The sequence below is a fragment of the Leifsonia sp. TF02-11 genome, assembly GCF_017565305.1.
GTDB lineage: Bacteria > Actinomycetota > Actinomycetes > Actinomycetales > Microbacteriaceae > Leifsonia.
In genome coordinates this window covers 20,547-46,622 of sequence record NZ_JAGEKP010000010.1, presented here as the reverse complement: position 1 = coordinate 46,622, position 26,076 = coordinate 20,547, and the positions used below count along the sequence as shown (strand labels likewise).

Below are 26,076 nucleotides of genomic sequence, written 5' to 3'. Positions count from 1 at the left end.
TTTCACGGCGCGCCCTGTCAGTAAAGGTTTTGAACCTATGGCGAGTTTCATCCTGAGACGCCTTCTTGTCTCAGTGCTCATCATCGTCGCCGCTTCGTTCCTGATGTACATGCTGGTCGCGTACAGCGCCGACCCGCTGGCGGATCTGCGAAGCAGCAACAGCCCGAATAAGACGCAGCTCATCAATGCGCGCATCCAGCTCCTCCAGCTCGACATCGCCCCGCCGCTGCGGTGGCTCCTCTGGCTGGGAGGCGCGGCCAAGTGCCTCATCCCGTTCGCCAACTCGTGCGACCTGGGATCGACCATCTCGAACGCGAAGGTGGTGGACATCCTCCCGCAGGCGCTCACCTCCACCGTTCAGCTGGTCACCGTCGCGCTCATCCTCGCGATCCTCCTCGGTGTCACCATCGGCATCGTGACCGCCCTGCGGCAGTACAGCGGACTCGACAACGTCGTCACGTTCCTCAGCTTCTTCCTGTACTCGCTCCCGGCGTTCCTCGTGGCGGTCCTCCTCAAGGAGTTCGTCGCCATCGGCTTCAACAACTTCCTGGCGACTCCGGCGATCCCCTGGTGGGTCGCCATCCTGATCGGAGTTGTCGCCGGGCTCATCTGGCAGTCGCTCATCGGCGGCGACATGCGTCGCCGAGGCATCACCTTCGGTGTGTCCGGCGTGGCGACGGCGGGCGTGCTGCTGCTGATGAGCGCGACCAACTGGTTCCTGCACCCCGGCCTCGGCCCGGTGGTGATGATCGTCCTGGTCGCCGGCACCGTGATCGGCGCGACCGCGCTGACCGCGGGACTGCAGAACCGACGCGCGCTCATCTCCGCTGGCATCGCCGGAGCGATCTCGCTGGTGTGCTACTTCGGGTTGCAGTGGCTGTTCAACATCTCGACCCCTGCGACGATCGCGATCCTCGCGATCATCGCGGTCCTCGTCAGCCTCGCGATCGGCTGGTTCGTGGGAGGGTACGACCGCGGCCAGAACATGCGCGTCGCGGTGCTCGTGACCATCGTGTCGGGCTTCCTGATCCTCGTCGACCGCTTCATGCAGGCCTGGCCGACGTACTTCCAGGAGACCAACGGCCGTCCGATCGCCACCGTCGGGTCGTCCACGCCCGGTCTGACCGGCGACATGTGGGTGACCGGGCTCGACACCTTCACGCACTTGGCGCTGCCGACGGTGGCCCTGCTGCTGATCTCGTTCGCGTCGTACACGCGCTACTCGCGCGCCGGCATGCTGGAGGTGCTCGGCCAGGACTTCATCCGCACCGCGCGCGCCAAGGGCCTCCCGGAGCGGACGGTCGTCGTCCGTCACGCGTTCCGCAACATGCTCATCCCGATCACCACCCTCGTCGCCTTCGATGTCGGCGCGCTGCTCGGTGGTGCGATCATCACCGAGAAGGTGTTCGCGATCCCGGGCATGGGGTCCCTGTTCAATGCGGGGCTTCAGCGCGGTGACCTGAACCCCGTGATGGCGTACTTCCTCGTCATCGCAGTCATGGCGATCCTGTTCAACTTCCTCGCCGACTTGTCCTACGCCGCACTCGACCCGAGAGTGAGGGTCCGCTGATGTCCACGACCGAACCGATGATCGCCGACGAGCTCCGGGAGCCGAGTTCCCCGCCCGTCAGCCAGGGAAAGCTCATCTGGAAGCGTTTCCTCTCCAACAAGGTCGCCGTCGGCAGTGCGATCCTGTTCATCCTGATCCTGCTGTTCTCGATCTCCGCGATCGGCATCGGCCCGATCCACGGCTGGTGGAAGTACAACTACGTCGAGCTGAACGACCAGGTCGCCCAGGGCTCGCCGAGCCCGGAGCACCCGTTCGGGCAGGACCGCATCGGCAAGGACTACTTCGCCCTCACGATGCGCGGCATCCAGAACTCGATTCTGGTGATGGTCGTGCTCGGGCTGATCGCGAGCGTCGTCGGCGTCGTCGTCGGAGCCATCGCGGGGTATTTCCGCGGCGTGGTCGACGCGATCCTGATGCGCATCACCGACGTCTTCATCGTGATCCCTGCACTGGTGATCGGCTCCGTCGTCGGTCACATGTTCGGCGGCCTGGGAGCGTTCTTCCTCGCCCTGATGCTGGGCTTCTTCTCGTGGATGGGTATCGCGCGCCTGGTGCGCGGCGAGTTCCTGTCGCTGCGCGAGCGGGAGTTCGTGGAGGCGGCCCGCGTGGCGGGCGCGTCCGACACGCGCATCATCTTCAAGCACATCCTGCCGAACGCCATCGGCGTCGTCATCGTGTCCTCGACGCTGATCATGGCCTCTGCCATCCTGCTCGAGACCGCGCTGTCGTTCCTCGGCTACGGGATCCGTCCGCCGGACGTCTCGCTCGGCCTGCTGATCAGCTCGAACGAGTCGGCGTTCCAGACCCGTCCGTGGCTGTTCTGGTGGCCGGGTGCGTTCATCGTGACGCTCGCGCTGCTGGTCAACTTCGTCGGCGACGGCCTGCGCGACGCGTTCGACCCGCGCCACCGCCGGTTCAACCTCCGCAAGATGCGCGAGGAGGAGCCGGAGCCCGGTGAGGACGGCCAGTCGGGACCCCGTACGGGCGCGGCCCTCGCGGAGGACGTGCTGTGACATCCGCCCGCGCTGCGCTGCTGGCGGCCTCCGGCTCTGCGGAGTCAGGCCGCCAGCAGCGCGGCGAGCGCGCCGGCGGCGAGTACGACGAGCACCGCCAGCGACGCGAAGTGCCAGCGGACCGTCACGGGCGTCTCGTCCGCCAGCCCGCTGTCGACGGCCCCGCTCTGCTGGAGCTGAGCCCAGCGGCGGCGCACGACCTCGGCAGCGGCGCCCGATTCGGTGGACAGCAGGTCGCCCGGGCGGCGCACGCTGTCCGCGACGGCGGGCTTGCCGACGCGTCCCGCGGTCTCCTGGCGAGTGGCGCGCAGCGTGCGCGCCGTGCCGGGAGCGGGAGCGGACCAGACCGGGAACTTGCGGCCGGGCGTGTACAGCGTGAGCGCGTACTTGGTGTCCACGTGGATGAGCGCCTGCCACGGGATTCGGACGGTGCGCGTGACGTTGACCACCTCGATGCCGTCGTCGGCCACCGTGAGGCTCGGGCGCCAGAGCAGCGCCCAGCCCACGAAGGCGAACAGCGCGCACGGCACGACGTAGAGCAGGCGCGCATCGTGCACGCTCACCAGAAGGCCGACGATCAGGGCCGCAGCGGCCGCCCAGATCAGCACGGCAAGAACCCGGTTGAACCGGGACACGAAAACCTCGCGCTCGGCGGGGGAGACGTAGGGCATGGCTCCATGCTCTCATCCCGCACCGTCTCCGCCTCGCCCGAGCGCGCCCCCGAAAGGAACCACGAATCATGACCGAGAACACCACCGGTGGGGCCGGGGTCGTCGTCGGCGCCCCCGTGCTGGAGGTCACCGACCTGTCCGTCGACTTCGGCGTCGACAACGTCTGGGTGCCCGCGGCCAAGAAGCTGAACTACTCGATCAAGGCGGGCGAGGTGCTCGCCATCGTCGGCGAGTCCGGCTCGGGCAAGAGCGCGAGCTCGATGGCGATCCTCGACCTCCTGCCGCAGAACTCCCGCGTCCAGGGGTCGATCAAGCTCGAGGGGCGGGAGCTCACCGGGCTCAGCCCGCAGCAGATGCGCCGCGTGCGCGGACGCCAGGTCGCAGTCATCTTCCAGGAGCCGATGACGGCGCTGAACCCGGTCTACACGGTCGGCTTCCAGATCGTCGAGACGCTGCGCATCCACTTCGGGATGTCGCCGCACGAGGCGAAGGAGCGTGCGCTCGAGCTGCTCGACATGGTCGAGCTGCCCGATCCCGTCAAGGCGTTCAACTCGTATCCGCACCAGCTCTCGGGCGGCCAGCGCCAGCGTGCCATGATCGCGCAGTCGATCTCGTGCGACCCGAAGCTTCTCATCGCCGACGAGCCGACGACCGCACTCGACGTGACCGTTCAGGCCGAGATCCTGGAGCTCATCCGCAGCCTCCGCGACCGCCTCGACAGCGCGATCCTGCTCATCACCCACGACATGGGCGTCGTCGCCGACCTGGCAGACAACATCGTGGTGATGCGCAAGGGCGACATCGTCGAGGCCGGCACGGTCAAGGATGTCTTCGACGCTCCGCAGCACCCGTACACGATCGCCCTCCTCGAGGCTGTGCCGCACCTGGGTCAGCGCGAGGACGAGGAGATCGACACGACCGCCGCCCTCGCAGCCGGCACGGAGAACCCCGACGAGGAGTACGCCGAGCGCATTCGCGTGAACGAGCGCATCGCCGCCGCCGAGCACGAGAAGGCGGAGATGGACAAGCGGAAGGTCGTGGTCGACTTCGAGAAGGTCGCCATCGAGTACCCGAAGCACGGCCGCGTGCCGGCCTTCCGGGCTGCGACCGACATCGACCTCACGATCCACGAGGGCGAGGTCGTCGGCCTGGTGGGCGAGTCGGGTTCCGGCAAGACCACGCTCGGCCGCGCCGCGATCGGCCTGCTGCCCATCCACTCGGGCAAGCTGGTCGTCGCCGGCCAGGACATCAGCAACGCGGGCCGCGACGAGATCCGCAAGCTGCACCGCAACGTCGGCATCGTGTTCCAGGACCCGTCGTCGTCGCTGAACCCGCGCCTGCAGATCGCCGACTCCATCGGCGAGCCGCTGCGGCTGGCGAAGGGCCTCAAGGGGCAGCAACTCGCGAACGAGGTCGACCGCCTGCTCGACAGCGTCGAGCTGCCCCGCGCATACCGCAGCCGGTTCCCGCACGAGCTCTCCGGAGGCCAGAAGCAGCGCGTCGGCATCGCCCGCGCGCTGTCGCTGAAGCCGCAGGTGCTGATCGCCGATGAGCCGACGAGCGCGCTCGACGTCTCGGTGCAGGCGCGCGTTCTGGAGCTGATGCAGCAGCTCCAGAAGGAGATGAACTTCGCGTGCCTCTTCATCACGCACGACCTCGCGGTCATCGACGTGCTGGCCGACCGGATCGCCGTCATGCACCACGGCAACCTCGTCGAGGTCGGGACGCGCGACGAGATCCTGCGCTACCCGAAGGAGGCGTACACCCAGCGCCTGCTCGCCGCAGTGCCGCTGCCCGACCCGGAGCAGCAGCGCGCCCGCCGGGCTCTGCGCCTCGAACTGCTGGCCGCCGGCTCCGACGAGGTCGTTCCGGTCAACGAGGGCCTGCCGCAGGAGCCGGAGCCGCCGGTGGCCCAGGGGCTGTAGGCCGACCACCGACGAACGCCCTCCGTTCCGTGAACAGCTGCGGAACGGAGGGCGTTTCGCGTGGCGACAGGCACGCGCTCCCACTGGGATAGAATGGACCGTTCCCCATTTCTTTCTGACGAGAGTCGAGCCCTCACGCATGTCCGAGAACGCCGTCGCCCACCGCGCCGATCTGCGCAACGTCGCGATCGTCGCCCACGTCGACCACGGCAAGACCACGCTGGTCGACGCCATGCTGCGGCAGACCAACTCGTTCGGCGACCACGAGCACGTCGAAGAGCGCGCCATGGACTCCAACGAGCTGGAGCGCGAGAAGGGCATCACGATCCTCGCCAAGAACACGGCGATCTCGTACAAGGGCAAGCACGCACCGAACGGCCCGATCACGATCAACGTCATCGACACCCCCGGCCACGCCGACTTCGGCGGAGAGGTGGAGCGCGGCCTGTCCATGGTCGACGGCGTCGTGCTCCTGGTGGACGCCTCGGAGGGGCCGCTGCCGCAGACCCGCTTCGTGCTCCGCAAGGCGCTGGAGGCCAAGCTGCCGGTGATCCTCGCCGTCAACAAGACCGACCGCGGCGACGCCCGCATCGGCGAGGTCGTCGAGGAGAGCCAGGACCTCCTGCTCGGCCTCGCGAGCGACCTGGCCGACGACGTGCCCGACCTCGACCTCGACGCGGTTCTCGACGTGCCGGTCGTCTACGCGTCCGGTCGTGCCGGCGCCGCCAGCCGCAACCGTCCGGCCAACGGCGAGCTGCCGGACAACGACGACCTCGAGCCGCTCTTCGAGGCGATCCTCGAGCACATCCCGGCTCCGACGTACGACCCGTCCGCACCGCTGCAGGCGCACGTCACCAACCTCGACGCGTCGCCGTTCCTCGGCCGCCTCGCCCTGCTCCGCATCTTCAACGGCACCCTCAAGAAGGGCCAGACGGTCGCCTGGGTGCGCCACGACGGCGACGTGCACAACGTGCGCGTGACCGAGCTGCTGATGACCAAGGCGCTCGACCGCTATCCGGCCGAGTCGGCCGGCCCCGGCGACATCGTCGCGGTCGCGGGCTTCTCCGACATCATGATCGGCGACACCCTGGCCGACCCGGACGACGTGCGCGCCCTGCCGGCCATCCACGTCGACGACCCCGCGATCTCGATGACGATCGGTACCAACACCTCGCCGCTCGTCGGCAAGGTGAAGGGCCACAAGCTGACCGCGCGCATGGTCAAGGACCGCCTCGACCGCGAGCTGATCGGTAACGTCTCGCTGCGCGTGCTCGACATCGGCCGGCCCGACGCCTGGGAGGTGCAGGGCCGCGGCGAGCTCGCGCTCGCCATCCTGGTCGAGCAGATGCGCCGCGAGGGCTACGAGCTGACCGTCGGCAAGCCGCAGGTGGTGACCCGCAAGGTCGACGGCCGCACGCAGGAGCCGTTCGAGCACCTGACGATCGACGCCCCGGAGGAGTACCTCGGCGCCATCACGCAGCTGCTCGCCGCTCGCAAGGGCCGCATGGAGAACATGGCGAACCACGGCACGGGCTGGGTCCGCATGGAGTTCATCGTCCCGTCGCGCGGTCTCATCGGTTTCCGCACCGAGTTCCTCACCACCACGCGCGGCACGGGTATCGCGAACGCGATCTCGCACGGCTACGACGACTGGGCCGGGCAGATCGTGACCCGCAGCAACGGCTCCATCGTGGCCGACCGCGCCGGCGTCGTCACGCCGTTCGCGATCATCGCGCTGCAGGAGCGCATGTCGTTCTTCGTGAACCCCACCGAGGAGGTCTACGAGGGCATGGTCATCGGCGAGAACTCGCGCGCCGACGACATGGACGTGAACATCACCAAGGAGAAGAAGCTCACCAACATGCGCTCCTCCACGGCCGACACGTTCGAGTCGATGACGCCGTCACGTCAGCTGACGCTCGAGGAGTGCCTGGAGTTCGCCCGCGAGGACGAGTGCGTCGAGGTCACCCCGGAGGCCGTGCGCATCCGCAAGGTCGAGCTCGACGCGACCGCCCGCGGCCGCGCGGCTGCCCGTCTGAAGCGCCAGGACGCCTGAGCGCGCCACTCCGCTTCGGCGCATAATCGACACATGAGACGTTCGCGCCTTCTCGCGATCCCGGTCGCGGCCCTCCTCGTGCTGGGGGTCGCGCCGGCGCTCGCGGGCTGCAGCTTCCAGACGGCCGTGAAAGACGTCACCGGAGGCAACGTCGACCTCGGCGGCGACAAGGTCCCCGCCGACTTCCCGACGTCGGTCCCGCTGTACAAGGGCGCCATCGTGTTCGGCGCGGGTGTCGGCAGCGGCCACGGCAAGGTCTGGAACGTGACGGTCAAGGTCTCCGGCGCCGACGCCTACAAAGACATCGAGAAGCAGCTCACCGACGCGGGATTCAGCGGCCAGTTCGGCGCGCAGGCTCCCGACGGCGGAGGCACCGGCACCTTCGCGAACGACCAGTACGGCGTGCTCGTGGTGGTCACCGGTGCCGGCAGCAACGGCTGGGTCGCCAACTACTCGGTGTCGCGCGCGGCGGTGGAGACGCCGACCCCGTCGGCGACACCGTAGCGCTCAGGCGAACAGCCCCGCCCCCACGTACGACCCTTCGCGCGCGCCCGGCGGAACGGCGAAGACCGCAGAGCCGACGTGCTTGAGGTACTCGTTGAGTGCGTCGTTCTTGGCCAGGCGGGTCTGGATCGGAATGAACTGCTTACGCGGATCCCGCTGGAACGCGATGAAGAACAGGCCGGCATTCAGGCGCCCCAGGTCGTCGTTGCCGTCGACGAAGTTGTAGCCGCGGCGCAGCAGCTGTGCTCCGTCGTTCATCGTCGGGTGCGCGAGTCGCACGTGCGAGTCGGGGTCGATCTTCGTGCCGCCGCCCGCGGAGAGTGCGAGGAAGTTCGGGTCGGTGAACTCGGAGCCTCCCGAAAGCGGTGCACCCTCGCCCTTGTCGCGACCGATGATGCGTTCCTGCTCGCCCAGCTGCTGCCGGTCCCAGGTCTCGATGATCATGCGGATCTTGCGCGCCACCAGATACGAGCCGCCGTGCATCCACGCCGACCCGTCCGACGCGGCCGCCCACACCTGGTCGTCGACCACCGTGGAGTCCTCCGCCTTGATGTTCGCCGTCCCGTCCTTGAAGCCGAACAGGTTGCGCGGGGTCGTCTGGCTGCGCGAGGTGGAGGACGTGCGACCGAAGCCCAGCTGCGACCAGCGGATGGCGGCGCGCCCGAAGGCGATGCGTGACAGGTTGCGGATGGCGTGCACGGCGACCTGAGGATCCTCGCTGCACGCTTGGACGCACAGGTCGCCGCCGGTGAGCGAATCGATCAGGGCGTCGCCTCGGAAGCGCGGAAGGTCGACCAGCGCGGCCGGTCGCCGGTCCGCGATCCCGAACCGGTCGGTGCCGTCGGCCGCGGTGAACAGCGACGGGCCGAAGCCGAACGTCAGGGTGAGACCGCCGGGCGGGAGGTCGAGAGCCTCGCCGGTGTCGTCGGGCGGCGCGTCGGACGGACCGGATGCCGGCCCGTACTTCCCGGCCGGGCGACCCTGCGTCATCCGCGCGGCGGCGACGGTCCAATCGCGCAGCAGCTCGATGAGACCCTCGCGGTCGAGACCGGCTGCGACGTCGAAGGCCGCGAAGTGGAGGCGGTCCTGCGCCGGAGTGGTGATCCCGGCTTGGTTGGCACCGTAGAACGGGTAGGTCGTGTCGGTGGGCGAGCTCGCGACCGCGTGGCCCACGGCTGCTCCCGCTCCGAACCCGACCACCCCCGCGCCGACCGCGGCTCCGGCGAGCCCGAGCATTCCACGCCGGGACAGCCCGGACCGCCCGGCGCGCGCAGCGCTCTCGGGCTGGACGGCGGGATCCGGGTGGCCGGCGTCCGTGCTCTGCTCGGTCATCCCTCTCCTACTTGACCAGGATCGAGGTGAGCTGGCTGAGCGGCTCGCTCAGGGCGTTGACGGAGTCGGAGAGCTCCTTGACCTGCGCCGTGGTGAGCTCGGTGTAGTTCACGTAGCCGTCGCCGGACGCGTACTGCGCGAGCAGCTTGTCGATCGTCGCGAACTCGCTGTCGAGCTTCTTCGCGGCGCTGGTGCCGGCGCTGCCCTTCTGCAGCAGGATCGCCCGGACGTTGCCGTACGCGACTTCTGCACCCTCTACGTTCGCCTTGAAGTCCCAGAGGTCGGTGTGCGAGAAGATCTCCTCCTCGCCGGTGATCTTGCTGCGCGAGACCTCCTCCATCAGCCCGCTCGCGCCGTTGGAGATCTGGTCGAGGGTCAGCGTGAAGTCCTTGGCGTAGACGAGGTCGTAGAGCCTCTGCGTGTCGGCCACGAGCTGCTCGCCGAGGGCGGCGCGGCCGGCCGCGTCCGACGGGGTGAACCCGGCGGGCGCCCAGAGGTCCTTCTCGATGCGGTGCCAGCCCGTCCAGGCCTGGCCCTGTTCGAGGTCGGCCTCGCGCAGGTCGAGCGCGGGGTCGATGTCGCCGAACTGCTCGGCCGTCGGCTCGATGCGCTCGTAGAACGCTCGGGTCGCCGGATACTGGGCGCGTGCCGCGGCGTCGTCGCCGGCCTCGTAGGCGGCCGCGAAGGTCTTCGTAGCGGCCAGCAGCTGACCGGCCTGGTCCTTCACGTAGCTGACGTAGTTGGTCACGGCCTGGGCGACCTGCTTGCTCTCGCTGGCGGTCTTGGTGTCGGCGGCGCCCTTGGTCACCGTGAACTTCGCGAGCGACGTCGGGCTGCCGACCATCCCCTTCTTGCAGGCGGTGAAGTAGCTGCCCTCGGCCAGCTGCACCACGTAGTTGACGGTGGTGCCCGGCCCGATGTTCTCCTTCTCGGCCGCGATGCGCAGCTTGTCCTGAGCGAGCACCTCGAACTCGTTGACGTCGGAGCCGGAGTTGGTCACCTGGAACGTGATCGGGCCGGCAGGCGCGGTGTCGGTCTTCACCGTGCAGGAGCTGTCGGTGAGCGTGACCTGGATCGCCTCGGCCTCGGCGGAGGCCGTGTTGGGCACGCAGCCGGTGAGGGCGAGCGCCAGGGCTGCGGTGCCGGCGAGGAGGCCGGCGGTCGTGCCGAGGTGGCGGGGTCGAGGCATGGGGATGCTGTGCTTTCTGCTCTGGTGGGGGAGGGAAGAGTGCGGGGCGGGACAGTCAGGAGGCGACAGGCGCGTGCGGCACGGGCGCGCCCGCGGGTTTCGCGGCCACCCGGCCGGCGGACCGGTGCTGCCGCACGTAGAAGAACGTGACGACGGCGATGTAGCCGACCCAGGCGATCACCTGGAACCAGGTGGGCGACGGGTTGAAATTGAGGATGCCGGCGAGCGCGGTCCCGTACCAACTCGACGACGGGATGACGGCGCTGATGTCGTACGCGTGGATGTTCGCGCCGGGGAGGACGCCGGCCTCCTGCAGGTCGCCGATGCCGTATGCGAACACGCCGCCGGCGACGAGGATCAGGAAGGCGCCGGTCCAGGTGAAGAACGACCCGAGGTTGATGCGCACCATCCCGCGGTAGAGCAGGAAGCCCAGCACCGCTGCGGTGACGAGGCCGAGCACCGCGCCGATGACGGGCTCCCAGCCGCCGCCGATGCTGGCGACCGTCGCCCAGACGAACAGCGCCGTCTCGATGCCCTCGCGCCCGACGCTCAGCATCGCCAGGATGACGACGCCCCAGCCGGCGCCGACGAGCACCGAGTCGAGCCGGTGCTGGAGCGTGGACTTCATGCTGCGGGCGGTCTTGCCCATCCAGAAGATCATCCAGGTGACGAAGCCGACCGCGATGAGCGACAGCGTGCCGCCGACGATCTCCTGCGCCTCGAAGCTCAGCCCGTAGGGGCCCCACGTCAGCAGTGCGCCGATCCCGAGCGGGACGACCAGGGCGATGCCCACGCCGATCCAGAGTTTCGAGAGGACGTCGCGCCGCCCGACCTTCACCACGTAGGCGACCAGGATGGTGACGATGAGCGCCATTTCGAGGCCTTCGCGGAGGCCGATCAGGTAGTTCGCGAGCACAGGGGACCTTCGAATAGAAGCGGGGGATGTTGGTAAGGCTAACCTTACCCGCTCGACTCTAGATCACCTTCGGCGACCCTGTCCAGCCGGGGTGCGGGTGCGTCCCGCTAGGATTCGAGGATGCTCAGCAGGATCGTCAACGGCGTGCTCATGGTGGTCGTCGGTGCCATCGTCGGGTGCATCGGCACGGTCGCCCACCAGCTCACCGTGACCTGGGGGGTGACGGTCCCGCTCGGACTGATCGGCTCCCTCCTCTGCTACACGGCCCTGCTCGTCGGGTTGCGCCTCCTCGGCGACTCGCGGTGGCCGGCGCTCTGCGCGGCGCTCGGTTCGATCGCCGCCATCCTGTTGTTCACGCAGCAGAGCCCGGGGGGCTCCGTCCTGATCCCGAACAATCTGCTGGGGCAGATCTGGCTCGTCGCGCCCATCCTCATCGCCGCGCTCGTCGTGGCGTGGCCCGACGTGCGCGGTCGCCGCGGCAGGGCCGCCGCGGCAGCGCGGACGTCCTAAGCTAGAGGGGAAGCGTCCCGTTTCGCGAAGGGAATCCGAACAACAGTGACCTACGTCATCGCCCTCCCGTGTGTCGATGTGAAAGACCGGGCCTGCATCGACGAATGCCCCGTCGACTGCATCTACGAAGGCGAACGGTCGCTGTACATCCACCCCGACGAATGCGTCGACTGCGGAGCGTGCGAGCCGGTGTGCCCGGTGGAGGCCATCTACTACGAAGACGACCTCCCCGAGGAGTGGGCCGACTACTACAAGGCCAACGTGGAGTTCTTCGACGACATCGGGTCGCCCGGCGGCGCGGCCAAGGTCGGCGTCATCGCCAAGGACCACCCGATCATCGCAGCACTGCCCCCGCAGGCGCACTGACGTGGCCCTCGGCGAGCTTCCCGACTACCCCTGGGATTTGATGGCGCCGTACGTGGCGCGCGCAGGGAGGGCGGAGCCCTTCGGCGACACCACCGGAGTCGTCGACCTCTCGATCGGATCGCCCGTCGACCCGACGCCTGAGCTGATCCGTCGGGCGCTCGCCGACGCGACGGACGCGCACGCGTACCCGCAGACCGTCGGCACCCCCGCGCTCCGGGAGGCGATCGTCGCCTGGTTCGAGCGGCGCCGCGGCGTCCCCGGCCTCGCGACGCAGAACGTGCTGCCCACGATCGGCTCCAAGGAGCTGGTCGCCTTCCTCCCGTTCTTCCTCGGGCTGGGGGAGGGCGACGCCGTCGTCCACCCGCGAGCGGCCTACCCCACCTACGCGATCGGCGCGGCGCTGGCCGGCGCGCAGTCCGTCGCTGCCGACCACCCTGCCGACTGGCCGGCGAACACGCGCCTGGTGTGGCTCAACAGCCCGGGAAACCCCGACGGCCGGGTGCTGTCTGCCGTCGAGCTCGCGGCCGCCGTCTCCCGCGCCCGCGAGCTGGGCGCCGTGGTCGCGAGTGACGAGTGCTACGCCGAGCTCGGCTGGGAGGGCCCGTGGCGCGACGAGCCGATCCCGAGTGTGCTCGACCCGCGCGTCACCGGCGACGACCGCACGGGCGTCCTCGCCGTCTACTCGCTGAGCAAGCAGTCCAATCTCGCCGGCTACCGCGCCGCGTTCATCGCGGGCGACCCGGCGCTCATCGCGCGACTCACCACGGTGCGCAAGCACGCCGGGCTGATGCTGCCGTCGCCTCTGCAGGCTGCGATGGTCGCCGCGCTCGGCGATGACGCGCACGTCGCGGCGCAGCGCGAGCGCTACCGCGCGCGGCGCGACCTCCTCGTTCCCGCGCTGGAGGCCGCCGGCTTCCGCATCGACCGCAGCGAGGCGGGCCTCTACCTGTGGGCGACTGAAGGGCGCGACGCCTGGGAGAGCATCGGCCGACTCGCCGACCTCGGTATCGTCGCCGGCCCCGGCGTCTTCTACGGGGAGCACTTCCCGCAGCACGTGCGGCTCTCGCTCACGGCGACGGACGAGCGCATCGCGGCCGCGGCCTCCCGGTTGCGAGCGTTTGGAGAGACTCTCTAACCATCGGCCGGCTCCTTTGCGCGATGCGACAGTTGCCGCACGGGTTGGCTAGGCTGTACCAGCACGGCTTCTCAGCGGCGCTGACACGAACGGCGCGCGAAGCATCCCGAAAACCCCACCAGGAGGCGTTGTGAGCGGACTCGGCACCGAGCAGGCTGGCACCGATCGGGCCGGCGCTGCCCAGGCACAGGCTCAGCAGCGCGGCGCCGCCGGCGAGGCGACGGTCGCAGAACTGCGCTATCCGGGCGGAGTCGCCGAGTTCCCGATCCTGCAGAGCACGCAGGGCGCGTCGAGCATCGACCTCTCCAGCCTGACGAAGCAGACCGGGCTCACCAGCCTCGACTACGGTTTCGTCAACACGGCGGCGACCCGGTCGGCCATCACCTACATCGACGGGGATGCCGGGATCCTGCGCTATCGCGGGTATCCCATCGAGCAGGTCGCCGCGCACTCGACCTTCCTCGAGGTGGCGTGGCTGCTCATCCACGGAGAGCTGCCGACGCCGGCCGAGCTCGCCGACTTCGACGAGCGCATCCGCCGTCACACCCTGCTGCACGAAGACCTCCGCCGCTTCTTCGACGCCCTGCCGCACGACGCGCACCCGATGTCGGTGCTGTCCAGCGCGGTCTCGGCGCTGTCGACCTTCTACCAGGACTCGCTCAGCGTGCACGATCCGGAGCAGGTCGAGCTTTCGACCGTCCGCCTGCTCGCCAAGCTGCCCGTGATCGCGGCCTACGCGCACAAGAAGAGCATCGGCCAGGCCTTCCTGTACCCGGACAACTCGCTGAGCTTCGTGGACAACTTCCTGCGGCTCAACTTCGGCACGATGGCCGAGCCGTACGAGGTGGACCCGGTGCTGTCGCGCGCGCTGGAGCGACTGCTCATCCTGCACGAGGACCACGAGCAGAACGCCTCGACGTCGACGGTCCGGCTCGTCGGATCCACGCAGGCCAACCTCTTCGCCTCCGTCTCGGCCGGCATCAACGCCCTCTATGGACCGCTCCACGGCGGCGCCAACGAGGCCGTGCTGCAGATGCTCGCGGGCATCCGCGACTCCGGCGAGAGCGTGCAGAAGTTCGTCGAGCGCGTCAAGAACAAGGAGTCCGGCGTCAAGCTGATGGGCTTCGGCCACCGCGTCTACAAGAACTTCGACCCGCGCGCCAAGCTGGTCAAGCAGTCCGCCGACGAGGTGCTCGCCGCGCTCGGCGTGCACGATCCGCTGCTCGACATCGCCAAGGAGCTCGAGGAGGTCGCGCTCGCCGACCAGTACTTCGTCGACCGCCGGCTCTACCCGAACGTCGACTTCTACACCGGCGTGATCTACAAGGCGATGGGCTTCCCGACGCGGATGTTCACCGTGCTGTTCGCGATCGGGCGTCTCCCGGGCTGGATCGCGCACTGGCGCGAGATGACGCAGGACCCGAGCACCAAGATCGGCCGCCCACAGCAGCTCTACGTCGGCGACGCCGAGCGCAGCTGGCCCGCCGGCCGCTGATCCTCCACCCGAAGGGCACGTCGTTGTCCCTTTCGCGCGCCGAAAGGGACAACGACGTGCCCTTCGGCGTCTGCGTCACGGGGTGAGGGTGAGGGATTGGGTGGCGGCGGTCTTCACCGCGCGCGGTGAGAACGGCCAGGGCCGGGTCGCGCCGGTCGCCCAGAGCGGTGCCTGATCGGCGTAGTGCGGGTCGAAGGCGTGCCCGGACGCGCCGGTCAGATTGATCCAGGTGCTGCGGTCGAAGTCGGCGAGGTCGACGACCATCCGCATCGACGGCACCCGGTCGACCTGGTAGCCGACGGAGGTGTCCCAGCCGGTTGCGTCCACGATGCTCGACCCGCCACCGACCGGATACGGCCCGCGGTTGAACAGCCACTCGATCGGCGCGACGCCCGACGAGCCGAACGACGCGTTGGTCAGCTCGAGCGTGTGCAGACTGTCCCACCGCCAGTTCTTCGGGTCGCCGCCGAGCGAGCTCGTCGCCTCCGACCAGGCCCGGTCGGCGGCGTAGGCGAACATCTCGTCGCGGTCGGATGCGCCCAGCTTGCTGTCGGCCCACCATGCCGAGTCCGGGTGCTGGGCCAGTGCGTCGACGACGGCGAACCAGCGGTCGCCTCCCGTCGGCGGTGCCGATGCCGGGAGCTTGCGCCCGAACGCATCGGCGAGGAGGTTCTTCCAGAACACCGCGAAGTACGCCGCTTCAGCGCTGTCGCCGTCGTCGTGGTAGTCCCAGCCCCGCAGCAGCGCCGCCCCGCGCGCCGCCCCGGAGGCCGGGTCCGCCTTCGCGCCGACCGCGAGCAGGATCGGCACGAGGGCGGCCGCGTTCGCATCGTAGGTGTCGGCCTGGATGGCCGACATCTCCTTCGGGGTCAGCTTCGTGCCGTGGGCGAGGAGCTTCTGCAGTCGGAGCTCGATCTGGTTGGCCCGGTAGCCGTAGTCCCAGTCCCGGGTGATCATCGCGGGGAATCCCGGGCCGACGGCCGCGTTGTTCGCGGTCACGATGTAACCGCTCGGTGGGTTGAGGACGCTCGGCAGCTGGTCGTACGGGACGGTGCCCACCCAGCCGTACTGGCTGGTCCAGCCGGGGACGGGCAGTGTGCCGTCGCCGCTCGCGCGCACCGGGATCAGCCCGGGCGCCTGGTAGCCGATGTTGCCGTCCACGTCGGCGTAGAGCAGGTTCTGCGACGGCACCTGGAAGGAGGCCGCCGCGGCGCGGAAGCTGGCCCAGTCGTGGGCCGTGTCGAACGCGAAGATCGCGTTCGCCGTCGGTCCGGGCGTGAGCGCTGTCCACTCCAGCGACAGCTGGAACTGCTGCGCGGGCACGCCGAGCTTGCCTGCCTGGTCTTTCGCGATGGCGGCGTAGCCGTCGCTGAGGTCGGTGACGATCGGGCCGTGGCGCGTCGACCGCACCGTGATCCGCACGTTCGGACCGCCCGCGACGGTGATCGTCTCGTGCCGGATGGTCAGCGGGACCTGCTGGCCGTCGTACTCGTAGGTGTTGCCGGTGACCTTCTCGACGTAGAGGTCGGCGACGTCCGGCCCGAGGTTGGTGAACCCCCAGGCGATCCGGGAGTTGTGGCCGATGATGACTCCCGGGAGACCGGAGAAGCTGAACCCGGCGACGTCGAACGGGCAGTCCGGCCCCACCGTCGCGCAGTGCAGGCCGACCTGATACCAGACCGACGGCATCACCGCCCCGAGGTGCGGGTCGTTGGCGAGCAGCGGTTTGCCGGTCGCCGTGTGCGCGCCGGAGACGACCCAGGAGTTGGAGCCGATGTCGTCGCCGGCCGGCCCCATGAGCTGTGGGAGGGCGGCCAGGCTCGATGCGACCTGTTCGAGCCGGTCGCGGTAGTCGTTCGCCGGGACGGCGGCGAGCGCTGCGGTCGCCTCGGCGTCGGCCGCCGCCGAGGCGGACGCCGGAGTCGAGCCGGCGGGTTGGGCGTCCGGGCTCACCGTGCCGGGCGAGCCTCCGCCCAGGTCGGTGATGGTCGGGTGCTGCGCGTAGTCGTACCCGGGATGGAGCTCGGCGACCTGCGCGGGTGTCAGTTTCGTGGCCAGTAGCGCGCGGTCGATCTCGTCCTCCAGGTTGGAGCGGAGGTCCCAGGCCATCGCCTTGAGCCAGGCGATCGAGTCGGCCGGCGTCCACTTCTCCGGGCGATAGCCGGGATTCTGGATGCCGAGGATCGCGTACTCCAGTGACAGCTCCGCGCCGGAGTGCGTGGCGAGGTAGGCGTTCACGCCGTCCGCGTAGTCCTGGTAGTAGCGCAGGGAGGTCTTGTCGAGCAGCTTCACCTCCTGCTCCGCGACCCGGCGCCAGCCGAGCGTGCGGATGAAGGTGTCCGTGGGGATCTGGCTCGCACCGAACAGTTCCGAGAGTCGCCCGGCGGTGACGTGACGGCGGAAGTCCATCTCCCAGAACCGGTCCTGCGCGTGCACGTAGCCCTGGGCGCGGAACAGGTCGTCCGACGTCTGCGCGGTGAGCTGCGGGACGCCGGACGGGTCGCGCACGACCGTGACCGGCGCCGTGAGCCCGGGGAGCTTCAGGCTGCCCGAGGTCTGCGGGAACGAGCGCATGACCGTCCAGATGCCGAGTCCTCCCGCGAGGAGGGCCAGCACGAGCAGGACGGCGAGCGTGACTCCCAGCGTCCGGAGCACGCGATGGTGCAGCCTCAGCCGGGGAGTGTCGTCGCCCACCAAAGCTCCTCACGTCCAGTCCGTCGCGCTTCCTGGGACTCTAACCCACCCCGGTGACGACACGGAGGGGCGCAACGGGTCAGCGCGACGTGAGTGCTGCCCAGGCCATCCGCTCGAGCACGGGGCGCACGGAGGCGTCCGGGGTGTGCGACGTGCCGGCGCGCGCGGAGTGCGGCGTGGAGTTGATGAGCCCGAACGTCGCCTGGACCCGCACCCGCAGTTCGTCGGCGCCGACGGAGGGGTGGAGCTCGCCGAGCACGCGCATCCACAGTTCGATGTAGCGGCGCTGCAGAGTGCGTACGGCACGGCGCTCCTCGGGGGCGAGGGCGTCGAGGTCGCGATCCTGCACCCGGATCGTGTCGGCTTCCGTCAGTGCGAAGTCGACGTGGAAGGCGATCAACCCGCGGAGTGCGCCGGCGGGGTCCGCCGCCTGTCGCTCCACGGCGGCGCCGCCGTCGAGGAGGTTCTCGCTGACGCCGACGAGGAGCGCGCCGAGCACGGCCTGCTTGGAGGCGAAGTGCCGGTACACCGCCGGGCCGCTGACGCCTGCCGCTGATCCCAGGTCTTCGATCGACACCCCGTTGAAGCCGCGCTCGGCGAACATCCCGGCTGCTGCGGCGAGCAGGGCGGCGCGACGGTCGGCCTTGGCCTGGCTGCGCTGCGTGGGGCGCGCCAGCGGGTCTGCCGGAACGGTTTCGGTCATGGCTTTCGCTTTCGCACGGTTCCCCGTGGCGGGGCTGGACAATCGGGTTAATGAACACTAACCTAAATTCGAGTTAGCGACCACTAACTCATGTCGACGATGACGCAGGAGCACCATGACGCTGAGCACGGTTTCGAGCGCGACCCGGGGGGCCGCGTCGGCCACCGAACGGAACGACGCCGAACAGCGAGCCCTCGTGGCCGAGCTGCACGAGCGCCTGCGCGTCGCAGCGTCCGGCGGGCCGGAACGTGCGCGGGAACGCCACGTCGCCCGCGGCAAGCTCCTGCCGCGCGACCGCATCGACGCACTGCTCGACGAGGGCAGTCCGTTCCTCGAGATCGCGCCGCTCGCCGCGACGGGGATGTACGGCGACGAGAGCCCCGCCGCCGGCCTCATCGCCGGGATCGGCGTCGTCGAAGGCCGGCACGTGATGATCGTGTGCAACGACGCAACGGTGAAGGGCGGCACCTACTATCCGATGACGGTCAAGAAGCACCTGCGCGCGCAGGAGATCGCCTTCGAGAACCGGCTCCCGTGCATCTACCTCGTCGACTCGGGCGGGGCGTTCCTGCCGATGCAGGACGAGGTCTTCCCCGACCGCGACCACTTCGGCCGGATCTTCTACAACCAGTCCCGGCTGTCCGCCGCGAAGATCCCGCAGATCGCCGCCGTGCTCGGCTCGTGCACCGCGGGCGGCGCGTACGTCCCCGCCATGAGCGACGAGACGGTGATCGTGCGCAACCAGGGCACCATCTTCCTCGGCGGACCTCCGTTGGTGAAGGCGGCGATCGGCGAGGTGGTGACCGCGGAGGAGCTGGGCGGCGGCGAGCTGCACGCCCGGACCTCCGGAGTCGTCGACCACCTGGCCGAGGACGACGAGCACGCCCTCGCCATCGTCCGCGAGATCGTCGCCACGCTGCCGCAGCCGGCGGCTCCCGTGTGGGACGTACTCGCCACGCGGGCGCCGCTCGGCGACGCCGAGGAGCTCTACAGCGTCGTCCCCGTCGACGTGCAGGCGCCGTACGACGCGCACGAGGTGATCGTGCGCCTGGTGGACGCCGGCGCGTTCAGCGAGTTCAAGCCCGACTACGGCACGACCCTTGTCACCGGTTTCGCCCACCTCCACGGGCACCCGATCGGGATCGTCGCCAACAACGGCGTACTGTTCAGCGAATCCGCCCTCAAGGGTGCGCACTTCATCGAGCTGTGCGACCAGCGCGGCATCCCGCTGCTGTTCCTGCAGAACATCTCCGGGTTCATGGTCGGGCGCGACTACGAGGCCGGCGGCATCGCCAAGAACGGCGCCAAGATGGTCACCGCGGTCGCGACCACCCGGGTGCCGAAGCTCACGGTCGTGATCGGCGGCTCGTTCGGCGCAGGCAACTACTCGATGTGCGGCCGCGCCTACTCGCCGCGCTTCCTCTGGATGTGGCCGGCCTCCCGGATCTCGGTGATGGGCGGCCAGCAGGCGGCGAGCGTGCTCGCGACCGTCAAACGCGACCAGCTCGAGGCCAGCGGGGAGGACTGGAGCGCGGAGGACGAGGCGGCGTTCCGAGCGCCGATCGCCGCGCAGTACGAAGACCAGGGCAACCCGTACTACTCCACGGCGCGACTCTGGGACGACGGCGTCATCGACCCGGCGCAGACGCGCACCGTCCTCGGCCTCGCCCTCGACGTGTGCTCCAGAGCACCCCTGCCCGACACGGCCTTCGGCCTCTTCCGGATGTGATGGCGATGACCGACACCACTCGACCCTCGGCGACAGCCGGCGTGCCGTTCCCCGCCGTGCTTGTCGCCAACCGCGGCGAGATCGCCTGCCGCGTCATCCGCACGCTGAACCGCCTCGGCATCCGCTCGATCGCGGTCTTCAGCGACGCCGACCGCGACGCCCCGCACGTCCGCCTCGCCGACGCGGCGGTGCGGATCGGGCCGGCGCCCGCGCGCGACAGTTACCTCTCGGTCGCCGCCATCGTCGACGCCGCTCGGCGCAGCGGCGCGGCGGCGGTGCACCCCGGCTACGGTTTCCTCTCCGAGAACGCGGCGCTCGCCGAAGCGTGCGAGGCGGCCGGGATCGTGTTCGTCGGTCCCGGCGTGCACGCTCTCGAGGTGATGGGCGACAAGATCTCGGCCAAGAACGAGGTCGCGCGTTCCGGAGTCCCGACCATCCCCGGCATCGCGGAGCCCGGCCTGACCGACGACGAGCTGATCGCCGCTGCGGAGCGCGTGGGCTACCCGGTGCTGGTGAAGCCCTCGGCGGGCGGCGGAGGCAAGGGCATGCAGGCGGTCCACGATCCCGCTGCGCTTCCGGAGGCGCTGCGCGCTGCCCGCAGAGTCGCCGCGTCCGCCTTCGGCGACGACACCCTCTTCCTGGAGCGCCTGGTCTCGTCGCCGCGGCACATCGAGGTGCAGGTGCTCGCCGACCGCCACGGCGCGGTCGTGCACCTGGGGGAGCGCGAGTGCTCGCTCCAGCGCCGGCACCAGAAGGTGGTCGAGGAGGCTCCGTCGCCGCTGCTGGACGCCGAGACCCGCGCGCGGATCGGCGAGGCCGCCTGTCGCGTCGCGGCCGGTGTCGGCTACACCGGCGCAGGGACCGTGGAATTCCTCGTCTCGGCGGAGCGGCCGGGCGAGTTCTTCTTCATGGAGATGAACACCCGGCTCCAGGTGGAGCATCCCGTCACCGAGCTGGTGACCGGGGTCGACCTGGTCGAGTGGCAGTTGCGGGTGGCGGCGGGCGAACCGCTCGGCTTCGGCCAGGAGGATGTGCGCTTCGTCGGCCACGCCGTCGAGGCCCGGGTCTACGCCGAGAACCCGGAGCGTGAGTTCCTGCCGGGAGACGGCACCGTGATCGCGCTGCGCGAGCCGTCGGGCGACGGCGTCCGCGTCGACAGCGGCCTGGTCACCGGCACGCGCGTCGTGACCGACTACGACCCGATGCTCGCCAAGGTGATCGCCTGGGCGCCCGATCGTGCAGGCGCTCTGGCCCGCCTCGACCGAGCGCTCGCCGACACGTCCGTGCTCGGCGTCGTGAACAACATCGCCTGGCTGCGCGAGCTCCTCGCCGACGACGACGTGCTGGCCGGGACGATGGACACCACCCTCATCGACCGGCGGTTCTCCGAGCAGAGCTCGATCCCGGCCTCCACAGCCGAGCTCGTGACCGCGGCTCTGCTGGCCCATCGCGAGCGGGAGGCCTCGACGCCCCCGGGAGTCGGCGCGCTGTGGGGAGCCCCGAGCGGCTGGCGCATCGGGTCGCCGCGGGCGGTGCGGTACGACCTGGACGGCACGACCGTCGACCTGATCGACGACCGGGTCACCGTGCGCAGAGCCGACGGCGCGGTGTCGGAGCACCGCGCGCGGATCACCCTGCACGCCGGTGGCGCCGGGGAACCGGAGAGCGTCGTCCTCGACCTCGACGGAGTGGTCACACGCTTCGACACCGCTCGCGAGGGAGCGACCGTCTGGCTCGCGTCGGCCGGCCGCTCGCGGGCGCTGCGCCTGCGCTCCCCGGCCGAGCGCGTGGCGGCCGACCTGGCCGCGCGGGAACGCGGAGAGGTCGCCGCGCACCCCGAGGTCCGGTCGCCCATGCCCGGAACCGTGGTCGCCGTCCCCGTCGTCTCCGGTGCGCCGGTCGCGGCCGGCGACACGGTCGCCGTGGTGGAGGCCATGAAGATGGAGCACCGGCTCGTCGCCCCGATCGCCGGGACCGTGACGGTGTCGGTCGCGCCGGGCGACCTCGTCAAACTCGACCAGCTCGTCGCGGTCGTCGACGTGCCCCCGTTGTCGGACCAGGCAGCGACCGCCACGACCTCGGAATCCGACCCGCCCACCCCGGCGGGCGCCACAGAGCCGACACGATCGGCCACCTCATCCCGCGGCGAACCCGCCGCGGCAGGGATCGTCACCACAACAGACAGGAACCTCCCATGACCATGCAGCTGTCCCGCCCGGCCGACATCGACGTCGCCGGCTTCGAGCTCACCGACGAGCAGCGCCGCCTCCGCGACGACGTGCGCGAGTTCGCCGACACCGTCGTCGCGCCGGCAGCCTACGAGTACGACACCAAGCGCAGCCTCCCCTACGACATCATCGCCGAGATGGGCCGGATGGGTCTCTTCGGCCTCCCGTTCCCCATGGAGTACGGCGGCCAGGGCAAGGACTACCTGTCGCTGTGCCTCGCGGTCGAGCAGCTCGGCCGGGTCGACCAGTCCATCGGCGTCACGCTGGAGGCCGGCGTCGGGCTGGGCGCGATGCCGATCTTCCGCAACGGCACGGAGGAGCAGAAGCAGCAGTGGCTGCCCATGCTGGCCAGGGGCGAGGCGCTCGCCGGGTTCGGTCTGACAGAGGCCGAGGCCGGGTCGGACGCGTCCGGCACCAAGACCACGGCAGTGCTGCGCGACGGCGAGTGGGTGATCAACGGCACCAAGCAGTTCATCACCAACTCCGGCTCCGAGATCACGCGGCTGGTGACGATCACCGCCGTGACGGGGGAGGACCGCCGTGCCGACGGCTCGGTCAAGAAGGAGCTGTCGGCGATCATCGTCCCGACCGGGACGCCCGGCTTCACAGCGGAGCCGGTCTACGACAAGGTCGGCTGGCACACCTCCGACACCCACCCGCTCACGCTGACCGACGTGCGTGTCCCCGAGGCGAACCTCCTGGGTGAGCGCGGCCGCGGCTACGCGAACTTCCTCACGACGCTCGACGAGGGCCGGGTGGCGTTCGCCGCGCTCTGCACCGGAGCGGCGCAGGGCTGCCTGGAGGAGGCCCTCCGCTACGCGAAGAGCCGCAACGTCTTCGGGCGCCCGATCGGCTCCAACCAGTACATCGCCTTCAAGATCGCGCGCATGCAGGCCCGGGTGCACGCGGCGCGGCTGGCCTACTACGACGCCGCCTTCAAACTGATGGCCGGAGCGCCCTTCAAGCTGGAGGCCTCCATCGCCAAGCTGGTCGGCAGCGAGGCCGCCATGGACAACGCGCGCGACGCGACCCAGATCTTCGGCGGCTACGGCTTCCTCAACGAGAACCCCGTCGCCCGGCACTACCGCGACTCGAAGATCCTCGAGATCGGCGAGGGTACCTCCGAAGTCCAGCTCATGATCATCTCCCGCGCCCTCGGCTTCGAGGCCTGACCGTGTCCACAGCCCGCGAGCACAGGAAATCTGTTCCTTTCCTGCGTGATCTGCGACAGTTCTCCTGTGCTTGCCGGCGAGCTGAGAGGAGTCTCTGGTGATCGACAAGACGGTGGGGAGCGCGGCGGAGGCGGTGGCCGACATTCCGAGCGGCAGCAGTCTCGCCGTGGGCGGCTTCGGGCTGTGCGGCATCCCGAGCGCGCTCATCCAGGCGCTGCTGGAGGCCGGGACCACCGACCTCGAAGTGGTCAGCAACAACTGCGGTGTGGACGACTGGGGGCTCGGGCTGCTGCTCGCCCAGCGGCGGATCCGCAAGATGATCAGCTCGTACGTCGGCGAGAACAAGGAGTTCGCGAGGCAGTTCCTCTCCGGTGAGCTGGAAGTGGAGCTGACCCCGCAGGGGACGCTCGCCGAGAAGCTGCGCGCGGGCGGAGCCGGCATCCCGGCGTTCTACACCCCCGCCGGCGTCGGCACGCAGATCGCGCTCGGCGGCCTCCCGCGGCGCTACAACGCCGACGGCTCGATCGCCGTCGCCAGTGAGCCGAAGGAGGTGCGCGAGTTCGACGGGGCGTCGTACGTGCTGGAGCGGTCGCTGCGTCCCGACTTCGCGCTCGTGCACGCGGCGAAGGGAGACCGGCACGGCAACCTCGTCTTCCACGCCGCGGCCATGAACTTCAACCCGCTCGCCGCGATGGCGGGCGGCATCACGATCGCCGAGGTGGAGGAGCTGGTCGAGCCGGGCGAACTCGACCCGGGAGCGGTTCACCTGCCGGGGATCTTCGTCCAGCGGGTGGTGCACGCGCCCGACGTCGAGAAGCGGATCGAACGGCGCACCGTCGCCGCCGCTCCGGAAGGGAGCACCCGATGAGCCTCACCCGCACCGAGCTCGCCGCGCGGGTCGCGCGCGAGCTGGAGAACGGCCAGTACGTGAACCTCGGCATCGGCATGCCGACGCTCATCCCGAACTACATCCCCGCGGGCGTGGAGGTCATCCTGCACTCCGAGAACGGCGTGCTCGGCGTGGGGCCGTACCCGGCAGACGCCGACGTGGACCCCGACCTGATCAACGCGGGCAAGGAGACCGTCACCGTCGAGCGGGGTGCCGCGTTCTTCGACTCGTCGCTGTCGTTCGGCATGGTCCGCGGCGGTCACGTGGACGTCGCGGTGCTCGGCGCGATGGAGGTCTCGGCGTCCGGCGACCTGGCCAACTGGATGATCCCCGGCAAGATGGTCAAGGGCATGGGCGGAGCGATGGATCTGGTCTTCGGCGCTAAGCGGCTCATCGTGATGATGGAGCACGTCGACAGGGAGGGCCGGCCCAAGATCCTGACCGAGTGCACCCTGCCGCTGACCGGCACCGGCTGCGTCGACCGGATCATCACCGACCTCGCCGTCATCGACGTGACCGCGGACGGGCTCGTCCTGCGCGAGACCGCGCCCGGGGTCACCGTCGAGGAGGTCGTCGCGGCGACGGGCGCTCCGCTCGCGGTGGAGTTGCAGGAGGCGGCGCGGTGAAGGAGATCGAGCAGCGAGGGCTCTACTACGAGGAGTTCGAACTGGAGGCCCGCTACCTCCACCGCCCTGGACGCACCGCGACGGAGGCGGACAACGTCTTGTTCACCACGCTCACGATGAACACGCAGGCCCTGCACCTCGATGCGGCCTGGTCGGCGCGCCAGCCGTTCGGCACGCGCCTCATGAACTCGATGTGGACCCTCGCGACGATCGTCGGGGCGTCGGTCGCCCAGCTCACGCAGGGCACGATCGTCGCGAATCTCGGGTTCTCGGAGGTCGCGTTCCCGCACCCGCTCTACCACGGCGACACGCTCTACTCGGAGACGACGGTCACGGCCAAACGGTTGTCGGCCTCCCGGCCGGGGCAGGGGATCGTCACGCTCGAGCACACCGGACGCAACCAGGACGGCGTGGTCGTCACCACGGCGACCCGCCAGGTCATGGTGTGGTGCAGGGACGCCCACCTCGGGGCGGCGGACGCATGACGGCGGCCCCGCCCGCGGTCTTCCCGTGGGGGCCGGCGCTGCTGTTCTGCCCGGCGGATCGCCCCGACCGCTACGCCAAGGCGCTGGAGCGCGCCGACGCGGTCATCCTCGACCTCGAGGACGCGGTCGACCCCTCTCGCCGCGGTGTCGCCCGGGAGGCGATCGTCGCCTCCGACCTCGACCCTGCTCGGGTGATCGTCCGGGTCAACTCGTCGGGAACCGACGATCAGGCGGCGGATCTCGCCGCGATCGATCGCACTCCGTACCGCGCGGTGATGCTCCCCAAGGCCGAGGGCGTCGGCGACCTCGCGGCGTTGGGCGGACTCGAGATGATCGCACTGTGCGAGACGGCTGCCGGCGTCCGCGCCGCGGGAGAGCTCGCCTCCGCGGACGGCGTCGTTGCGCTGATGTGGGGCGCGGAGGATCTGGTCGCCTCCCTCGGCGGAACCTCCAGCCGGCACGCCGACGGCCGCTATCGCGACGTCGCGATGCACGCGCGCTCGGAGGTGCTGCTCGCCGCCGGAGCCGCCGGCAGATCGGCGATCGACACCGTGCATCTGGACATCGCGGACCTGGCCGGGCTGGCCGTGGAGGCCGAGGACGCCGCGGCCGTCGGATTCGCCGCGACGGCGTGCATCCACCCCTCGCAGGTGGAGACCGTGCGGCAGGCGTATCTGCCGACCGACGAGCAGATTCAGGAGGCCGTCGAACTGCTGGCGGCAGCCGACGCGGCGGGCGGGGGAGTGTTCCGGCATCGCGGCCGGATGGTCGACGGACCGGTCGTCGCACACGCCAGGGCGGTCCTCCGCCGGGCGTCCCCGACGCTGTGATGAAACTGTGATGAACGATTATGGCGCCGTTCACCGGT

Annotated in this window: 22 protein-coding genes; 16 read left to right on the top strand and 6 right to left on the bottom strand. The window is 70.0% G+C overall.

What is annotated here, in order from left to right; genetic code table 11:
• Window positions 1-37 precede the first annotated feature (37 nt).
• A complete protein-coding gene (locus JNB50_RS14325; RefSeq protein WP_208040833.1) occupies window positions 38-1,570 on the top strand; it encodes an ABC transporter permease in 1,533 nt (510 codons plus the stop codon).
• The gene (locus tag JNB50_RS14320) at window positions 1,570-2,583 is read left to right on the top strand and encodes an ABC transporter permease (RefSeq protein WP_208040832.1); all 1,014 of its coding nucleotides are present in this window, start codon (window positions 1,570-1,572) and stop codon (window positions 2,581-2,583) included. Before JNB50_RS14325 ends, JNB50_RS14320 begins: the two co-directional genes overlap by 1 nt.
• A gap of 44 nt (window positions 2,584-2,627) precedes the next feature.
• On the opposite strand, the gene JNB50_RS14315 is transcribed toward JNB50_RS14320, so the two are convergent.
• Window positions 2,628-3,254 carry a PH domain-containing protein gene (locus JNB50_RS14315; RefSeq protein WP_208040831.1) on the bottom strand — a complete coding sequence of 209 codons (627 nt, stop codon included), beginning with the start codon at window positions 3,252-3,254 and terminating at the stop codon, window positions 2,628-2,630.
• Window positions 3,255-3,322: 68 nt separating this feature from the next.
• On the opposite strand from JNB50_RS14315, the gene JNB50_RS14310 reads away from it, so the two are divergent.
• From JNB50_RS14310 to JNB50_RS14300, 3 genes are all read left to right on the top strand, one after another.
• A complete protein-coding gene (locus tag JNB50_RS14310) occupies window positions 3,323-5,179 on the top strand; it encodes an ABC transporter ATP-binding protein (RefSeq protein WP_208040830.1) in 1,857 nt (618 codons plus the stop codon).
• A 139-nt stretch (window positions 5,180-5,318) separates the two neighbouring features.
• Complete coding sequence (typA, locus tag JNB50_RS14305) at window positions 5,319-7,235, top strand: translational GTPase TypA (RefSeq protein ID WP_208040829.1); 1,917 nt, start codon at window positions 5,319-5,321, stop codon at window positions 7,233-7,235.
• Between the two features lie 33 nt (window positions 7,236-7,268).
• A complete protein-coding gene (locus tag JNB50_RS14300) occupies window positions 7,269-7,739 on the top strand; it encodes a hypothetical protein (RefSeq protein WP_208040828.1) in 471 nt (156 codons plus the stop codon).
• A gap of 3 nt (window positions 7,740-7,742) precedes the next feature.
• Here JNB50_RS14300 and efeB read toward each other — a convergent pair whose 3' ends face one another.
• Genes efeB through efeU form a run of 3 tightly spaced genes read right to left on the bottom strand, consistent with a single transcriptional unit; the run spans window position 7,743 to window position 11,176 of the window.
• Entirely contained in the window at window positions 7,743-9,071 is a 1,329-nt protein-coding gene (gene efeB, locus JNB50_RS14295) for an iron uptake transporter deferrochelatase/peroxidase subunit (protein WP_208040827.1), read from the bottom strand.
• A gap of 7 nt (window positions 9,072-9,078) precedes the next feature.
• The gene (efeO, locus tag JNB50_RS14290; protein ID WP_208040826.1) at window positions 9,079-10,260 is read right to left on the bottom strand and encodes an iron uptake system protein EfeO; all 1,182 of its coding nucleotides are present in this window, start codon (window positions 10,258-10,260) and stop codon (window positions 9,079-9,081) included.
• A 55-nt stretch (window positions 10,261-10,315) separates the two neighbouring features.
• On the bottom strand, window positions 10,316-11,176 hold the full coding sequence (gene efeU, locus JNB50_RS14285; RefSeq protein ID WP_208040825.1) for an iron uptake transporter permease EfeU: 861 nt from the start codon (window positions 11,174-11,176) through the stop codon (window positions 10,316-10,318).
• A 120-nt stretch (window positions 11,177-11,296) separates the two neighbouring features.
• Here efeU and JNB50_RS14280 point away from each other — a divergent pair, with 120 nt between their 5' ends.
• The 4 genes from JNB50_RS14280 to JNB50_RS14265 all read left to right on the top strand — a co-directional run bounded on the left by JNB50_RS14280 (window position 11,297) and on the right by JNB50_RS14265 (window position 14,682).
• Window positions 11,297-11,686, top strand: coding sequence for a hypothetical protein (locus JNB50_RS14280; protein ID WP_208040824.1), 390 nt, complete (start codon window positions 11,297-11,299; stop codon window positions 11,684-11,686).
• 45 nt (window positions 11,687-11,731) lie between these two features.
• Window positions 11,732-12,052 (top strand): ferredoxin, encoded by a 321-nt coding sequence (fdxA, locus tag JNB50_RS14275; protein ID WP_011186402.1) that lies wholly within the window; start codon window positions 11,732-11,734, stop codon window positions 12,050-12,052.
• Between the two features lies 1 nt (window position 12,053).
• A complete protein-coding gene (gene dapC, locus JNB50_RS14270; protein ID WP_208040823.1) occupies window positions 12,054-13,187 on the top strand; it encodes a succinyldiaminopimelate transaminase in 1,134 nt (377 codons plus the stop codon).
• A gap of 232 nt (window positions 13,188-13,419) precedes the next feature.
• Window positions 13,420-14,682, top strand: coding sequence for a citrate synthase (locus tag JNB50_RS14265; RefSeq protein ID WP_208041025.1), 1,263 nt, complete (start codon window positions 13,420-13,422; stop codon window positions 14,680-14,682).
• Between the two features lie 75 nt (window positions 14,683-14,757).
• On the opposite strand, the gene JNB50_RS14260 is transcribed toward JNB50_RS14265, so the two are convergent.
• Window positions 14,758-17,376 carry a penicillin acylase family protein gene (locus JNB50_RS14260; RefSeq protein ID WP_208040822.1) on the bottom strand — a complete coding sequence of 873 codons (2,619 nt, stop codon included), beginning with the start codon at window positions 17,374-17,376 and terminating at the stop codon, window positions 14,758-14,760.
• Window positions 17,377-17,455: 79 nt separating this feature from the next.
• Window positions 17,456-18,079 (bottom strand): TetR/AcrR family transcriptional regulator, encoded by a 624-nt coding sequence (locus JNB50_RS14255; protein ID WP_279554658.1) that lies wholly within the window; start codon window positions 18,077-18,079, stop codon window positions 17,456-17,458.
• A gap of 115 nt (window positions 18,080-18,194) precedes the next feature.
• Here JNB50_RS14255 and JNB50_RS14250 point away from each other — a divergent pair, with 115 nt between their 5' ends.
• The 7 genes from JNB50_RS14250 (at window position 18,195) to JNB50_RS14220 (ending at window position 26,038) form a co-directional block, all read left to right on the top strand.
• Window positions 18,195-19,808 carry a carboxyl transferase domain-containing protein gene (locus tag JNB50_RS14250; protein ID WP_208040821.1) on the top strand — a complete coding sequence of 538 codons (1,614 nt, stop codon included), beginning with the start codon at window positions 18,195-18,197 and terminating at the stop codon, window positions 19,806-19,808.
• Window positions 19,809-19,813: 5 nt separating this feature from the next.
• Entirely contained in the window at window positions 19,814-22,006 is a 2,193-nt protein-coding gene (locus tag JNB50_RS14245) for a biotin carboxylase N-terminal domain-containing protein (RefSeq protein WP_208040820.1), read from the top strand.
• Window positions 22,003-23,208 (top strand): acyl-CoA dehydrogenase family protein, encoded by a 1,206-nt coding sequence (locus JNB50_RS14240; protein ID WP_208040819.1) that lies wholly within the window; start codon window positions 22,003-22,005, stop codon window positions 23,206-23,208. Before JNB50_RS14245 ends, JNB50_RS14240 begins: the two co-directional genes overlap by 4 nt.
• 97 nt (window positions 23,209-23,305) lie before the next feature.
• Window positions 23,306-24,076: a CoA transferase subunit A gene (locus JNB50_RS14235; RefSeq protein ID WP_208040818.1), complete on the top strand. Its 771-nt coding sequence runs from the start codon at window positions 23,306-23,308 to the stop codon at window positions 24,074-24,076.
• A complete protein-coding gene (locus JNB50_RS14230; protein ID WP_208040817.1) occupies window positions 24,073-24,723 on the top strand; it encodes a CoA transferase subunit B in 651 nt (216 codons plus the stop codon). Before JNB50_RS14235 ends, JNB50_RS14230 begins: the two co-directional genes overlap by 4 nt.
• Complete coding sequence (locus JNB50_RS14225; RefSeq protein WP_208040816.1) at window positions 24,720-25,208, top strand: MaoC family dehydratase; 489 nt, start codon at window positions 24,720-24,722, stop codon at window positions 25,206-25,208. The genes JNB50_RS14230 and JNB50_RS14225 overlap by 4 nt, the downstream gene beginning before the upstream one ends.
• Window positions 25,205-26,038, top strand: a complete 834-nt coding sequence (locus JNB50_RS14220; RefSeq protein WP_208040815.1) for a CoA ester lyase — start codon at window positions 25,205-25,207, stop codon at window positions 26,036-26,038. Before JNB50_RS14225 ends, JNB50_RS14220 begins: the two co-directional genes overlap by 4 nt.
• The last annotated feature ends 38 nt before the right edge of the window (window positions 26,039-26,076 follow it).

What these genes read in the sequence shown, in the direction of transcription:
- efeB (WP_208040827.1), bottom strand. Translation starts at nt 9,071, where the DNA reads ATGACCGAGCAGAGCACGGACGCCGGCCACCCGGATCCCGCCGTCCAG.
- JNB50_RS14245 (WP_208040820.1), top strand. Translation starts at nt 19,814, where the DNA reads ATGACCGACACCACTCGACCCTCGGCGACAGCCGGCGTGCCGTTCCCC.
- JNB50_RS14320 (WP_208040832.1), top strand. Translation starts at nt 1,570, where the DNA reads ATGTCCACGACCGAACCGATGATCGCCGACGAGCTCCGGGAGCCGAGT.
- JNB50_RS14280 (WP_208040824.1), top strand. Translation starts at nt 11,297, where the DNA reads ATGCTCAGCAGGATCGTCAACGGCGTGCTCATGGTGGTCGTCGGTGCC.
- JNB50_RS14250 (WP_208040821.1), top strand. Translation starts at nt 18,195, where the DNA reads ATGACGCTGAGCACGGTTTCGAGCGCGACCCGGGGGGCCGCGTCGGCC.
- JNB50_RS14220 (WP_208040815.1), top strand. Translation starts at nt 25,205, where the DNA reads ATGACGGCGGCCCCGCCCGCGGTCTTCCCGTGGGGGCCGGCGCTGCTG.
- typA (WP_208040829.1), top strand. Translation starts at nt 5,319, where the DNA reads ATGTCCGAGAACGCCGTCGCCCACCGCGCCGATCTGCGCAACGTCGCG.
- JNB50_RS14230 (WP_208040817.1), top strand. Translation starts at nt 24,073, where the DNA reads ATGAGCCTCACCCGCACCGAGCTCGCCGCGCGGGTCGCGCGCGAGCTG.
- JNB50_RS14255 (WP_279554658.1), bottom strand. Translation starts at nt 18,079, where the DNA reads ATGACCGAAACCGTTCCGGCAGACCCGCTGGCGCGCCCCACGCAGCGC.
- JNB50_RS14310 (WP_208040830.1), top strand. Translation starts at nt 3,323, where the DNA reads ATGACCGAGAACACCACCGGTGGGGCCGGGGTCGTCGTCGGCGCCCCC.
- JNB50_RS14300 (WP_208040828.1), top strand. Translation starts at nt 7,269, where the DNA reads ATGAGACGTTCGCGCCTTCTCGCGATCCCGGTCGCGGCCCTCCTCGTG.
- JNB50_RS14240 (WP_208040819.1), top strand. Translation starts at nt 22,003, where the DNA reads ATGACCATGCAGCTGTCCCGCCCGGCCGACATCGACGTCGCCGGCTTC.
- JNB50_RS14315 (WP_208040831.1), bottom strand. Translation starts at nt 3,254, where the DNA reads ATGCCCTACGTCTCCCCCGCCGAGCGCGAGGTTTTCGTGTCCCGGTTC.
- efeO (WP_208040826.1), bottom strand. Translation starts at nt 10,260, where the DNA reads ATGCCTCGACCCCGCCACCTCGGCACGACCGCCGGCCTCCTCGCCGGC.
- JNB50_RS14325 (WP_208040833.1), top strand. Translation starts at nt 38, where the DNA reads ATGGCGAGTTTCATCCTGAGACGCCTTCTTGTCTCAGTGCTCATCATC.